13 protein-coding genes and 1 riboswitch are annotated in these 12,525 nt (G+C 68.9%); of the genes, 1 reads left to right on the top strand and 12 read right to left on the bottom strand.

Annotated elements, in window-relative coordinates:
• Positions 1-102: 102 nt before the first annotated feature.
• The 4 genes from GNX95_RS26085 to GNX95_RS26070 form a co-directional block, all read right to left on the bottom strand.
• Entirely contained in the window at positions 103-1,524 is a 1,422-nt protein-coding gene (locus GNX95_RS26085) for an FAD-dependent monooxygenase (RefSeq protein ID WP_163509996.1), read from the bottom strand.
• A gap of 58 nt (positions 1,525-1,582) precedes the next feature.
• Positions 1,583-2,761, bottom strand: coding sequence for a hypothetical protein (locus GNX95_RS26080; protein WP_163509995.1), 1,179 nt, complete (start codon positions 2,759-2,761; stop codon positions 1,583-1,585).
• A 23-nt stretch (positions 2,762-2,784) separates the two neighbouring features.
• Complete coding sequence (locus GNX95_RS26075; protein WP_163509994.1) at positions 2,785-4,044, bottom strand: glutamate-5-semialdehyde dehydrogenase; 1,260 nt, start codon at positions 4,042-4,044, stop codon at positions 2,785-2,787.
• A gap of 107 nt (positions 4,045-4,151) precedes the next feature.
• Positions 4,152-5,615: an MFS transporter gene (locus tag GNX95_RS26070; RefSeq protein WP_163509993.1), complete on the bottom strand. Its 1,464-nt coding sequence runs from the start codon at positions 5,613-5,615 to the stop codon at positions 4,152-4,154.
• Positions 5,616-5,717: 102 nt separating this feature from the next.
• Here GNX95_RS26070 and GNX95_RS26065 point away from each other — a divergent pair, with 102 nt between their 5' ends.
• Positions 5,718-6,557, top strand: coding sequence for a helix-turn-helix transcriptional regulator (locus tag GNX95_RS26065; RefSeq protein WP_187369706.1), 840 nt, complete (start codon positions 5,718-5,720; stop codon positions 6,555-6,557).
• 19 nt (positions 6,558-6,576) lie between these two features.
• Here GNX95_RS26065 and GNX95_RS26060 read toward each other — a convergent pair whose 3' ends face one another.
• The 8 genes from GNX95_RS26060 to thiD form a co-directional block, all read right to left on the bottom strand.
• Positions 6,577-6,879, bottom strand: coding sequence for a hypothetical protein (locus tag GNX95_RS26060; RefSeq protein WP_163509991.1), 303 nt, complete (start codon positions 6,877-6,879; stop codon positions 6,577-6,579).
• 64 nt (positions 6,880-6,943) lie between these two features.
• On the bottom strand, positions 6,944-7,351 hold the full coding sequence (locus GNX95_RS26055) for a DUF2417 domain-containing protein (protein WP_163509990.1): 408 nt from the start codon (positions 7,349-7,351) through the stop codon (positions 6,944-6,946).
• Between the two features lie 58 nt (positions 7,352-7,409).
• Positions 7,410-8,513, bottom strand: a complete 1,104-nt coding sequence (proB, locus tag GNX95_RS26050) for a glutamate 5-kinase (RefSeq protein WP_425483918.1) — start codon at positions 8,511-8,513, stop codon at positions 7,410-7,412.
• Positions 8,513-9,946 carry a GTPase ObgE gene (obgE, locus tag GNX95_RS26045; protein ID WP_163509989.1) on the bottom strand — a complete coding sequence of 478 codons (1,434 nt, stop codon included), beginning with the start codon at positions 9,944-9,946 and terminating at the stop codon, positions 8,513-8,515. The genes proB and obgE overlap by 1 nt, the downstream gene beginning before the upstream one ends.
• Positions 9,947-10,029: 83 nt before the next feature.
• Positions 10,030-10,284 carry a 50S ribosomal protein L27 gene (gene rpmA / locus GNX95_RS26040; RefSeq protein WP_163509988.1) on the bottom strand — a complete coding sequence of 85 codons (255 nt, stop codon included), beginning with the start codon at positions 10,282-10,284 and terminating at the stop codon, positions 10,030-10,032.
• A gap of 12 nt (positions 10,285-10,296) precedes the next feature.
• On the bottom strand, positions 10,297-10,623 hold the full coding sequence (rplU, locus tag GNX95_RS26035) for a 50S ribosomal protein L21 (RefSeq protein ID WP_163509987.1): 327 nt from the start codon (positions 10,621-10,623) through the stop codon (positions 10,297-10,299).
• A gap of 112 nt (positions 10,624-10,735) precedes the next feature.
• Complete coding sequence (gene tenA / locus GNX95_RS26030) at positions 10,736-11,407, bottom strand: thiaminase II (protein ID WP_163509986.1); 672 nt, start codon at positions 11,405-11,407, stop codon at positions 10,736-10,738.
• The gene (thiD, locus tag GNX95_RS26025; protein ID WP_163509985.1) at positions 11,407-12,207 is read right to left on the bottom strand and encodes a bifunctional hydroxymethylpyrimidine kinase/phosphomethylpyrimidine kinase; all 801 of its coding nucleotides are present in this window, start codon (positions 12,205-12,207) and stop codon (positions 11,407-11,409) included. The genes tenA and thiD overlap by 1 nt, the downstream gene beginning before the upstream one ends.
• Positions 12,202-12,298: riboswitch (TPP riboswitch) on the bottom strand. It overlaps the preceding gene by 6 nt.
• Positions 12,299-12,525: the final 227 nt, after the last annotated feature.

The raw sequence follows: 12,525 nt of genomic DNA, 5'->3' as shown, positions 1-12,525 counted from the left end.
TGACCGGCTGGAGCGATCCAGCCGGTCAAGAAGGCGACATTCGGACGCGGATTCGCGTGTCCGAATGTCACGGTGCCGAGCAGACCCGCAGGTCAGGCCACCTCAGACGACGCAATCGGAATCCGATTGCGTCGTCGGAAACCAGCGCGCCAGGGCTTTGTCGAGGCCGGCGAAGGACGTGGCGCAGACATAGCCATCCGGACGTACGAGGAGCAGCTCGGCGTCGAGGCCGCCGACGTCCTCGACGCAGCTGATGTCGGTATGATCCGTGGCCGCCAGGCCAAGGAGCAATCCGTTGCCGGAGCGCAGAAGTTCGTGCGCGCGCATGCCGTTTCTCAGGTCCACGTCCGGGATCCGGCGGCCCAGCAGCGGATGCTCCGGCTGGTCCGGCATCTCGTAGCGCAGGTCCAGCCCCGACAGCATGCCGGCGAAGAAGTGCATGGTCTCCGGAATGTCCAGCATCGACTGGAAGATCGCGCGCATCGCGGTGAGGTCCGGCGTGCCGGTGCCGGCGAAGTCCACCAGCAGGCTCTGCGCCTGCGTGTTCTGCAGCACGCGCGCGGCGACCGGATGCCGCTCGGTCGAGTAGGTGTCCAGCAGCTCATCGTCGCCACGCGCCAGCTTCCAGCCGAGGTTGGCCGCGTCCTGGACGCCGAGGTTGAGGCCCTGTCCGCCCATCGGCAGATGGACGTGCGCGGCGTCGCCGGCCAGGAAAACGCGGCCGTGCCGATAGTTCTCGACCTGGCGAGCCGCGTCGCCGATCCGCACCGCACGGATCACCTCGTGCACGTCGTTGCCGTCGCCGAAAATCGCCGCGACCGCATCCCGCACCTCCGCCGCGGTCACCGGCTCCTGCCGGTCGTGGCCTCCGCCGCCGAGCGCCAGCCGGACTTCTCCCTCTCGCAGCTCGAAAATCATCCCCCAGCGGCCGTCGCTCGCCCGGCTGACCTCGGCATGGCGCCGCGCGCTGAGCGCCGGACCGGTCATCCGTACGTCCGCGGCCACCGCGGTCGCGCTGCTGTCACGGCCGGGAAACTCGATGCCGAGCGTCTTGCGTACGGCGCTGTGCGCGCCGTCGGCAGCGACCAGATAGCGACCTCGCAGCTCGACTGTCCCTTGTGGACTGTCGACGACCGCGGTCACGTGGTCGTCAGCCGGCACCACGGAGACCAGCCGGTGCTCGCGTCGTACGACGTTTGCGAGCCGCCGCTCCAAAAACTCCTCGATGCGGTCCTGCACGATGATCCGCGCCGGCTGCCGGCTGCCCCACGACCGGAAGTCCACCGACAGGCCAGCGAAATGGCCACCGCCGTACGCTGGATAGTCACCGGTCGCCAGCAACGGTTCCAGAACACCCCGCTGGTCGAGGATTTCGGCCGTACGCGGCTGGATGCCGCCGGCACGCGCGAACGGGCTGCGTTGCGCCAGTGCCTCCAGCACGACGACGGACAGGCCGTACAACCGCAGCTCGCTGGCCAGGAAGAGTCCGGTCGGACCGGCGCCGACCACGATCACGTCGAACATGTCTCACCTTTTCGGTATGCGCCGCGCGTTGCCGCGGCTTCGCATCCACGGTGAGTCGTCAACCGGCGGCTCCTCCACTATCGGCCAGCGGATGCCTGCTTTCGACATCGGCGACCCCCGTCGCGCCGGATGTCGACCTGCGGCCGAGTCGGTCCATCAGCCGCCGTTGGTACGGCGGCCACCAGCGCTCACCGAGTCCCCACAACACCGCGAGCACAACGAAACTCACCGGTGCGATGAAGTGTCCGACCGGCGGCAGCACGCCGACCGAGTCCTGTACGAGCATCGCGGCATGACCGAGGCCGATCGCAAGGGCCGACCCGCCGACGACGCGCACCAGCCACGGCAGCGGCCATCGGTATGCGGCGTCGATCGCCAGGCCGATCACGATCAGCCAGAACGGCACCGCCGACTTGGTGAAGCCGGTCGCGACCAGCACGACCCAGAGAATGCTTTTGTACGCCAGATAAATCCCGACGATCGAGGTGGCGGCCCAGCGCAGGCCGATCACCCGCCGCGCCACGATCAGGATCAGCGCTGCCGAGACCATCCCCCACAGCGGATAGAACCAGTCCGGGATCGGCAGCGCGAACTGGAGGATCGCGGCGCGATCCGGCGCGCGGTGGATTTCGTTGGCGAGAAAGGCAAGCAGGTCGGACTTGGCCTCGATCCGGCCGGCGTCCCAGGCCATGATCTCGAAAATGCCATACTCCTGCTGGCCGTTGGGAAACATCGCGTCTTCGAAGATGAAGAAAAACATCGCCAGCAAGGCGAAAACGCGAAACCGGCCAGCCGCCAGGTTGACCATCGCACCACGGGTGACGCCGGCCATGCAGATGCCGGTGCCGAGAAACAGCAGGAAATGCGACGGGCTCCAGGTGGTGATGTCCAGGCCGTTGATCCGGTGGTTGATCTCGTCCAGCGGCGCCGCCACCAGAAACGTGATCATGCCGGTCTGGGTCAGCCGCAGCGACGCCTTGTCGATGCCATAGCCGGTGTAGGTGTGGAAAACGATCAGCGCGATGGCCAGCGCGTCACCGAGCAGGTTCAGGTCGTGCGGCGGGATGAAGGCACTGTCCCGCAACGACTGGAAATGCCAGGAAATGTCCCAGGCGGCGCCGAGCGACTTCAGCAGGAAGGCCAGCAGCCACAGCTGGTAGATCCGCACGGTCGTACGCGCCGGCAGCTCACGACCGGGCTCGCCGCGCGTCCAGTACGTACGCAGGAAAGTTCGCACCCCACGATGATGCAGCACACCGGTCAGCGCGTCTGACCGTCCCCGGTGATCACGAACGTGGTGCTGGTCATCTCCGGCAGCCCCATCGGACCGCGCGCGTGCAGTTTCTGGGTGGAAATGCCGATTTCCGCGCCGAAGCCGAGCTCGCCGCCGTCGGTGAACCGGGTCGAGGCGTTGACCATCACCGCCGCGCTGTCCATCCGCGACACGAACCGGCGGATCGCGGTCGCGCTGCCGGACACGATCGCCTCGGTGTGGCCGGAGGTCCATTTCCGGATGTGCGCGATGGCGTCGTCGACCGTGTCCACCACGCCGACGGCCAGGTCGAGGTCGATGTATTCCCTGGCCCAGTCGTCGTCGGTCGCCGGGATGACCTCACTGTCCACAATGGACGCGACGCGCGCGTCCCCGTGAATGCGTACGCCCGCCTCCGCCAGTGCTTTCACCACGCGCGGCAGGAAAACCTCGGCCACGTCGCGGTGGACCAGCAGCGTCTCCGCCGCGTTGCAGACGCTCGGCCGCTGCACCTTGGCGTTCATGACGATCCGCTCGGCCATGTCGAGATCGGCGGCCGCGTCCACGTACACGTGACAATTGCCGACCCCGGTCTCGATCACCGGCACGGTCGCGGTCTCGACCACGTGCGCGATCAGGCTGGCGCCGCCGCGCGGGATCACCAGGTCGACCAGACCGCGGGCGTGCAGCAGGTGCGTCACCGACTCGCGGTCGACGCCCGGCACCAGCTGGATGCTGCCGGCAGGCGCGCCGGCTTTTTCGGCCGCCGCGGCCAAAACCTCGACCAGCACGGTGTTGGACCGGTACGCGGACGCCGACCCGCGCAGCAACACCGCGTTGCCGCTTTTCAGGCAGAGACCGGCGGCGTCGACCGTCACGTTCGGCCGTGCCTCGTACACGATGCCGATGACTCCCATCGGCACGCGTACCTGCCGGACCTCCAGACCGTTGGGCAGCGTGTAGCCGCGGATCACCTCGCCGACCGGGTCGGGCAGAGCGGCGACATCGCGCAGGCCGGTCGCCATCTGCTCGATCCGCTGCTGGTCGAGCCGCAGCCGATCCAGCAGCGAGGTGGACAGTCCGTTGGCCTCGCCGTTTTCGAGGTCGACGGCGTTGGCGGCCAGGATCTCCTCGGCGCGCTCGACCAACGCGTCGGCCATCGCGTGCAGGACCGCGTCCTTGCTCGCGCGCGTCATCGGCGCCAGATCGGCGGCCGCCACCTTCGCGCGTGCCGCAACGTCCCTGACCTGCTCAGCGATCCCGCTCATCCGTCAACTTTATCGTCCAGCTCGGTCAGCAGCCTTCCGCACGACTGTCCGCATGGCCACCATGCGTGCGTCTGACGCACGCATGGTGGCCATGCGGACATCAGACCCTAGGACTCGGCGAGGACTCGGGCGGGTCGGCTGGAGGGGTTGGGGAGCCAGTGGCTGCCGACCGCGACCACCAGGCCGACAGCGACGTCCACGCCGAGGACCACGGCAAACGCCGTTCGCCCGGCGTCGATCGCCGACAGCGCGAGGAAAACGCCGCCGATGATCCCCACGCCGACGGCCAGCGCGGTCTGCTGCGTCGTGATGAGTACGCCGCTGCCGGCGCCGGCGCGGTCGGCCGGTACGTCGGACAACACGACGCGGAAGATCGGACTCATCACCACGCCCTGGCTCGCGCCGATGATCACCATCCCCGGCGCGAGCGCCAGCGGTGTCAGGTGCGACCAGTCGGCGTACGCGGACACCGCCAGCACGGTGAAACCGACGGCCATGCCGGCACCGCCGATCGACAGCACCACGCGGCCGAAGCGGTCGACCAGCCAGGCCGAGGACAGCGACGTGAACAGGTACGCGATGCCGAGCGGCGCCAGCGTCAGGCCGGCCTGCAACGCGGTCATGTGCAGGTCCGTCTGCAGCGTCACCGCGAAGCAGAACATGAAACCGCCGAAGCCGACGAAGAATGGCACGGACACGAGCAGGCCGCGGCGCATGCTGGCGACCCGCATCAGCGACGGCGGCACCAGCGGCAGCCGGCCGGAGCGCTCCTGCCGTCGTTCCAACAGCACGAAAGCGACGGCGGCAACCGGAAACGCGACCAGCATCGCGATGCTCCACACCGGCCAACCAAACGTACGACCGGTCGTCAGCGGCACCATCAGCAGCAGCACCGCCAGACCGAGCAACACCGTCCCCGGCACGTCGACCCGCGCCGGATCGTGCGACCGCGTCGGCGGGACCGTACGCAGCGCCAGCACCAGCGCGATGACACCGATCGGCACGTTGACCAGGAAGATCGGCCGCCAGCCGGTGCCGGCCAGGTTGGCCGCGACCAGCAGGCCACCGGCCAGCTGACCGGCCAGGCTGCCGACACCGCCGACAGCGCCATACATCGCGATGGCGCGGCCACGCGTGCGTACGCTCGTCGCCGCCTGGATCGTGGACAGCACCTGCGGCACCATCATCGCCGCCGACGCGCCCTGCAGCACCCGCGCCACCACCAGTGTCGCGGCGTCCGGGGCCAAGCCGCAGGCCAGTGAGGTGACGGTGAAGGCGACGATGCCGGCGATGAACAGCCGGCGGCGGCCAAAGGCGTCGCCGAGCCGGCCACCGAGCACCAGCAGCAGCGCGTACGCGATGCCATAGCCGGCCACCACAAGCTCCAGCAGCGCCGCGGAAGCATGCAGGTCGGCACCGATCGTCGGCAGCGCGACGTTGACGATGAAGAAGTCGCCGATGGACAGAAACGCACCCATGTAGAGAGTCAGCAGACCCACGCCGGTGAGCTCCGGCGCGGCCGCCTTCCGCGTCACCTGCACAGCGCGGACATCGATTGGTCGTACGGTCATGAGGCGACTGTGCATCGATTCCGAGCCAGGTACCGAGAGCCTGCTTATCCAGGTATAAGCGCTACCTGGCAACAGCATCGGCGACGCGCCATCCTGGTATTCGTGACCGATCCCGCCGAACAGCTCCGCCGCCGCGAGCTGGCCGAGTTTCTGCGCAGCCGGCGCGAGCGCATCTCGCCGGAGCAGGTCGGCCTGCCGCCGTCCGGCCGCCGTCGTACGCCGGGACTGCGCCGCGAGGAGGTCGCGCAGCTCGCCGGTGTCGGGGTGACCTGGTACACCTGGCTGGAACAGGGACGCGACATCCACGCTTCCGAGCAGGTGCTGGAAGCGGTCAGCCGTACGCTGCGCTTCGACCGGCACGAGCGCGCGCACCTGTTCCGGCTGGCCGGCGCCACGCCACCGGACTTCGCCAAGTCGTGCGGCGCCATCCCGCCGGAGATGGAGCTGGTGCTGGAGCAGCTGCGGCCCTTCCCCGCGTCGATCGTGAACGCGCGCTATGACCTGCTCGCGTACAACCGCGTCTACGCGACCTGGGTCTGCGACCTGGACGCGATGCCGTTCGAGGAGCGCAACACGCTGTGGTTGGCGTTCACCCACCCGGCGTGGCGCGCGACGATGGTCAACTGGGAGGAGAGCGTCCAGCAGATGGTCGGCCAGTATCGCGCCGCGATGACCGACCACATCGCAGAGCCGACCTGGAAATGCCTGGTCACCCGGCTGCGGCAGGCCTCACCGGAGTTCGTCGAGCTGTGGGAACGGCACGACGTGGCCTGGTCGAGCAGCCGGTCCAAGCAGCTGCTGCACGCCGAGCACGGGTTGCTGGAGCTCAACTACACGCAGCTGTGGCTCGACCAGCGGCTCGGCACGCGGATGGTCACCTACGCACCGGCCACCGAGGAGACCCGGCTCAAGCTCGCCAAACTCGACGCCAACGCCTCCTGACCGCGTTTTTGCCGCGAAATCATGGGTGGTGGGTGAGGCGGCGGACGGTCTCGGCGAGGGTGAGGCCGTCGGCGGCGAGCGTACGCGCGCGCTCGGCGTGCTCAGGACAGAAGCTGGCGACGGTCGGCTCGGCGCGGCGGATCCGCAGGCCGGTGCCGGCGTAGGGCATGTTGCCGACCGAGTCGACCAGCGGCGACACCGTCGGCGCCGGCAGGCCGAGCAGCTTGCGCGGACCGAAGCTGATCCGCTCGGTCCCGACCACGCCTGGCCGGCCGATGCCGGCGCAGACCGGACACTGCGTACGTGGCGAGTTCGTCCTCATGGTTCAACAGTGCCTCAACCGGACCGGTCGCACGCGTCCAGGCCGCGCCGTACCGATCCAGCCGTCACCGGACCGTACGCCGATAACGGATCCGCCGCGCCGGACCCGGCAGGAAGATCCGGCCGATGATCGCGGTCAGGCCGCCACCGATCGCCAGCCACAGCAGCGCCGCCAGGCCCTCGTTCAGGAAGGTCTGGACTTTTTCGCCGCCAGCGGTGAAAAGATTGCTCAGGCCCAGGGTGATGCCCGAAGCCCATGCGCCGATGAGCTGCGCGAAACCGTTGTCCGGGTTGGCCGAGCCGATCACCAGGAAGATGTGAATCAGCAGTACGATCGCGAAAATCGCACAGACAGCACTGATAATCGTGCAGATGACCCGTACGACGCGGATTCTGGTGTAACCCTCCTCGACGACCTCCTCGCTCTCCGCCGGAGGATAGGGCCGGGTGGGTTCGTAATCGCGATACGCCATCCTGTGGCTTTACCCGCTCACGCCACGGTTATGCACCGCGACGGCGGGGATAAACCGGTCAGAGCAGGACGAGGTCGTCGCGATGGACGACCTCGCGGCGATAGCGGTCGGCCAGCTCGTGGCTGGGCCGGCCGAGCAGCGGCGGCAGCTCGTCGGCGGCATAGCCGACCAGGCCGCGCGCGACCGGCTGGCCGGCCGGGTCGCACACGTCCACCGGATCGCCGGCCTCGAACTCACCGTCCACACCGGTCACGCCGACCGACAGCAGTGACATCCGCCGCTCCACCACGGCTCGTACGGCACCGGCGTCGATCGTCAGCCGACCGTGCGGCGTGGACGCGTGTTTCAGCCACAGCAACCGCGTCGGCAGCCGCCGGCCGGTCGGCGTGAACCACGTACCCACCGGCGCACCGGCCATCGCCGCCGGAGCCTGCGCGGCGGACGCCAGCACGACGTGTACGCCGGCCGAGGTCGCCACCGTCGCGGCGTCGACTTTGCTTGCCATGCCACCGGTTCCGACGCCGCTGCCGGTCTTTCCGGCCTTGACGCCGTCCAAGTCGTCGGCGCCGGAGACCTGCGGCACGAGCTGCGCGCCGGGCCGGCGCGGGTCGCCGTCGTACAGACCGTCCACATCGGACAGGAGGACGAGCGCGTCGGCGTGCAGCACGTGCGCGACCAGCGCGGCCAGCCGATCGTTGTCACCGAAGCGAATCTCGGCGGTGGCGACCGCGTCGTTCTCGTTGACCACCGGCACCACGCCGAGGTCGAGCAGCCTGTCCAGGTTTCGCTGAGCGTTTCGGTAGTGCGAGCGCCGGATCAGGTCTTCGGCGGTCAGCAGCACCTGGCCGACGGTCAGTCCATAGCGGCCGAAGGACAGCGCGTACGCGTGCACCAGCAGCGACTGGCCGACGCTCGCCGCCGCCTGCTGAGTGGCCAGGTCACGCGGCCGCCGGCGCAGCCGCAGCGGCGCGAGGCCGGCTGCGATCGCACCGGAGGAAACGAGTACGACCTGGCGGCCGGCCAGCCGCCGCGCGGCGACCGCCTCCACGAGAGCATCGAGTCGTTGCTGCGAGAGTCCTGTCGGTTTGTCGGTCAGCGACGACGAACCGACCTTCACCACCATCCGCTCGGCGTGCGCGACGGCGGGCCGGATGCCGTGGATCACTCGTCATCCTCGAAAAAGTCATCGTCGGTGTGCATGCGCCGGATCTTGCGGGCCGCCAGCCGCTCGGCCGCGCTGACCCGCGCCGGCCGGTCGAGCCGGTTGTCCTGGCCCCGCCGGCCGAGCACCAGCTCGGTGCCGACCGGCTCCCAGTCGAAGGTCACCTCGCCGATGGTCACCGCGGCACCAGGCACCGCTCCGGCCTTGGCCAAGGCCTCCTCGACACCGAGCCGGGCCAGCCGGTCGGCCAGATAACCGACCGCCTCGTCGTTGGAAAAGTCGGTCTGCCGGATCCACCGCTCGGGCCGCGCGCCGCGTACGACGAAACCGCCCTCGACCTCCTTGTCGGCGGTCACCGTGAAGCCGCTCTCGTCGACCGCCATGGGCCTGATCACCAGCCGCGCCGGCTCCGGCGCCGGCCGCGAGGCACGGTCGTCGGCCACCACCCTGGCCAGCGCGAACGACAGCTCGCGCAGGCCCTCACGGCTCACCGCGCTGACCCGGTGCACCGGCCAGCCGCGCTCGGCCAGATCGTCCTCGACGATGTCGGCGAGCTCGCGGCCGTGCGGGATGTCGATCTTGTTGAGCACCACCATCCGCGGCCGGTCGGCCAGGCCGCCGTACGCGGACAGCTCGTCCTCCAGCGCGTCGATGTCGGTCAGCGGATCGCGGCCGGGCTCCTCGGTGGCGAGGTCGACGACGTGTACGAGCACCGAGCAGCGCTCGATGTGGCGGAGAAACTGCATGCCGAGGCCCTTGCCTTCGGCCGCGCCGGGGATCAGGCCGGGCACGTCGGCGATGGTGAAGACCTCTTCGCCGGCGGTCACGACGCCGAGGTTGGGCACCAGCGTGGTGAACGGATAGTCGGCGATCTTCGGCCGGGCCGCGGAAAGCGCCGCGATCAGCGACGACTTGCCGGCCGACGGAAACCCGACCAGGCCGACGTCGGCCACGCTCTTGAGCTCCAGCGTGAGGTCGTGCATCTCCCCCGGCTCGCCGAGCAGCGCGAAGCCGGGTGCCTTGCGGCGGGTCGAGGCCAGCGCCGCGTTGCCGAGGCCGCCGCGGCCGCCGGCGGCCGCGACGAACCGCGTACCCTCGCCGACCAGATCCGCCAACAGCTGGCCGTCGGCGTCGAGTACGACCGTGCCGCTGGGCACCTTGAGCAGCAGGTCGGTGCCGTCGGCGCCGTCCTTGTTGCTGCCCTGACCTGGTTTCCCGTTGCCGGCCGACGCGTGCGGACGGAACCGGAAGTCGAGCAGCGTGTGGACGCCGGAGTCCACCACGAGCACGACGTCACCGCCGCGGCCACCGTTGCCGCCGTCCGGGCCGCCGAGCGGCTTGAACTTCTCGCGGTGCACCGAAGCGCACCCGTGCCCCCCGTTGCCCGCCGCGACGTGCAGCACGACACGGTCCACGAAATGACCGCCGGCCACGTCGTCCTCCTTCTACACGCACGCGAGGCGGGCCGGACAAAGCTCCGGCCCGCCTCGCGGAAAGTTGCTGGGGTGGCCTGGCCTCAGGCCGACGGCACGATGTTGACGGTCTTGCGACCGCGCTTGCTGCCGAACTGCACGTGGCCGGCGGCCAGCGCGAACAGGGTGTCGTCGCCGCCCCGGCCGACCAGCTCACCGGGGTGGAAGTGGGTGCCGCGCTGGCGGACCAGGATCTCGCCGGCCTTCACCACCTGGCCGCCGAACCGCTTCACGCCGAGCCGCTGTGCGTTGGAGTCGCGACCGTTCCGCGAGGACGATGCGCCTTTCTTGTGCGCCATATCTGCTAGCTCCTACTTCCCGCTCGCGATGCCGGTGACCTTGACCTGGGTCAGGTTCTGACGGTGACCCTGGCGCTTGTGGTAGCCGGTCTTGTTCTTGAACTTGTGGATCTTGATCTTCGGGCCGCGGCCGTGGCTGACCACCTCGCCGCTGACCGTGTAACCGGCGAGCGCGGCGGAGTCGTGCGTCACGGTGACCGAGTCACCCTCGCCGTCGACCACCAGCACCGCCGGCAGCGTGACCGCGTCGCCAGGAGCTGCCTCGAGCTTCTCGACCTCGATCACGTCCCCTTCGGCGACCTTGTACTGCTTGCCGCCGGTCTTGACGATGGCGTACATCTCGAGATCGTGCTCCTAGCTGCTCACGGCGTTGGGGTGGCGTGCTGATTGACTCGTTACATGATACGGCGCGCCCGAGGCGCGCCGACCATCGAGGGTACGTCGTCGCCGGTTATGCGGTCAAACTCACCGTCGGCCAGCGTTCTCGCCGGTAGGCGGAGTCCCAGAACAGCCACTCGTACTCCGAGGATCGTACGAACGCGTCGACCATCCGCCGTCGCTCGGCCGGGCTCGCGGTGGCGGCCGCGCGGTCGGTGATGTCCTTGGCCCTGGCCACCGACTCGGCGAAGCCGGGGTCGGCGTACGTCTCGATCCAGTCCGCATACGGGTTGGCCGCGCCGGTCTGCTCGGTGTGGATCGCGTTGCCGACGTACTCGTAGATCCAGAAGCACGGCAACACGGTCGCCATCAGCGGACCGAAGCCGCCGCGCGCGACGGCCGCCAGCAGGTGGTTGTTGTAGGCGGTGGCGCTCGGCGAGGTCGGGATGTCATCGAGGCCGGTCAGTCCGTATCGCGCGAAATAACGCTCGTGCAGGCCGCGCTCGACGACGATGACATTTGCCGAGCTGCCGGCCAGAAAAGCGGCGTCGTCCGGCGCCGGCGCGATCGCCGCGGCATGCGCCAGGGCCTTGGCGAAATCGGCCAGATAACGCGCGTCCTGGACGAGATAGAAACGAAAAACGTCCTGGTCGAGCGTGCCGGCGGACAACTCCCGGTTGAACGGATGGTTGAGCGTTTCCTTGAGCAGCGGCTGGATCCGGCTCCACACCTGCTCGCAGAACATCAGCTTTCCTTCCAGATCGCGTGAAAATGGTGTGGCGGACCGTGTCCGGTGCCGATGTCCAGATCGTCGGCGGCGGTCAGCGCGGCGGTCAGATAGTCTTTTGCCTCTCGTACGGCCGAAAACCAGTCGTCCCGCATCGGCCGCAACGTCGTTATCGCCGAGGACAGCGTGCAGCCGGTGCCGTGCGTGTTGCGCGTTTCCACGCGTGGCGCGGAAAACTCCACCGGTTCGCGGTCGAGCAGGATGTCGACGCTGTCGCTGCCGGCCAGATGACCGCCTTTGAGCAGCACCACCGGACCGTACGCGCGCAGCCGGCCGGCCTGTTCGTGCATGCCGGCGAGATCGTCGGTTTCCTTGTCCTCCAACAGATCCGCCGCCTCCGGCAGATTGGGCGTGATCAGGTCGGCCAGCGGCAGCAGGTCGTCGCGGAGTGCGCGTACGGCGTCCTCCGGCAGCAGCCGGTGGCCGCTCTTGGCGACCATGACCGGGTCGACGATCAGGTATTTCGGCTTGTAGACGGCGATTTTCGCGGCGACCGTCCGAATCAGGCCGGCGTCGCCGAGCATTCCGGTCTTCACCGCGTCGACGCGTACGTCCTGGAACACCGCGTCGAGCTGCTCGCCGACGAAATCCGCCGGGACCGGGTGGATCGACCGCACGCCTCGCGTGTTCTGCGCGACGACCGCCGTCACGACGGTCATGCCATAGCCGCCGAGCGCCGAGAACGTCTTGAGATCTGCCTGGATGCCGGCGCCGCCGGTCGGATCGGTGCCGGCGATGGTCAACACATGCGGAATCATGGCCGCGACGGTCCCTTCGCTAGTGTTAGCTAGATCAGGTTCGACGGGTCTGATCTCAGCCTCGCCAGACGAGGCACCCCGCCGTCACTAACTCACACCGTAACCTGTTTTCCGCGTACGGCAAACGGCCGCTCGACCGACGACGCAATCGGAATCCGATTGCATCGTCTGTGGCGCACTGACCTGCGGATATGCCGGACCGGGGATGAAGGCCTTAGGTCCGATCGCAACTTTCTTGACCGGTTTTCCGGCGACCCTGGGCGACAGGGTGACATTCGGGCGCCGGATCGCGGGTCCGAATGTCACCCCAGCCGGGAA

Source organism: Fodinicola acaciae, from assembly GCF_010993745.1.
Taxonomy (GTDB): domain Bacteria; phylum Actinomycetota; class Actinomycetes; order Mycobacteriales; family HKI-0501; genus Fodinicola; species Fodinicola acaciae.
Note: the sequence above shows the minus strand (reverse complement) of the source record. Positions and strands in the feature narration are given on the sequence as shown.

Coding starts and splice junctions, on each gene's coding strand:
- GNX95_RS26085 (WP_163509996.1), bottom strand. CDS start 1,524: ATGTTCGACGTGATCGTGGTCGGCGCCGGTCCGACCGGACTCTTCCTG.
- GNX95_RS26075 (WP_163509994.1), bottom strand. CDS start 4,044: ATGAGCGGGATCGCTGAGCAGGTCAGGGACGTTGCGGCACGCGCGAAG.
- GNX95_RS26070 (WP_163509993.1), bottom strand. CDS start 5,615: ATGACCGTACGACCAATCGATGTCCGCGCTGTGCAGGTGACGCGGAAG.
- GNX95_RS26060 (WP_163509991.1), bottom strand. CDS start 6,879: ATGAGGACGAACTCGCCACGTACGCAGTGTCCGGTCTGCGCCGGCATC.
- GNX95_RS26055 (WP_163509990.1), bottom strand. CDS start 7,351: ATGGCGTATCGCGATTACGAACCCACCCGGCCCTATCCTCCGGCGGAG.
- rpmA (WP_163509988.1), bottom strand. CDS start 10,284: ATGGCGCACAAGAAAGGCGCATCGTCCTCGCGGAACGGTCGCGACTCC.
- rplU (WP_163509987.1), bottom strand. CDS start 10,623: ATGTACGCCATCGTCAAGACCGGCGGCAAGCAGTACAAGGTCGCCGAA.
- tenA (WP_163509986.1), bottom strand. CDS start 11,407: ATGTTCTGCGAGCAGGTGTGGAGCCGGATCCAGCCGCTGCTCAAGGAA.
- thiD (WP_163509985.1), bottom strand. CDS start 12,207: ATGATTCCGCATGTGTTGACCATCGCCGGCACCGATCCGACCGGCGGC.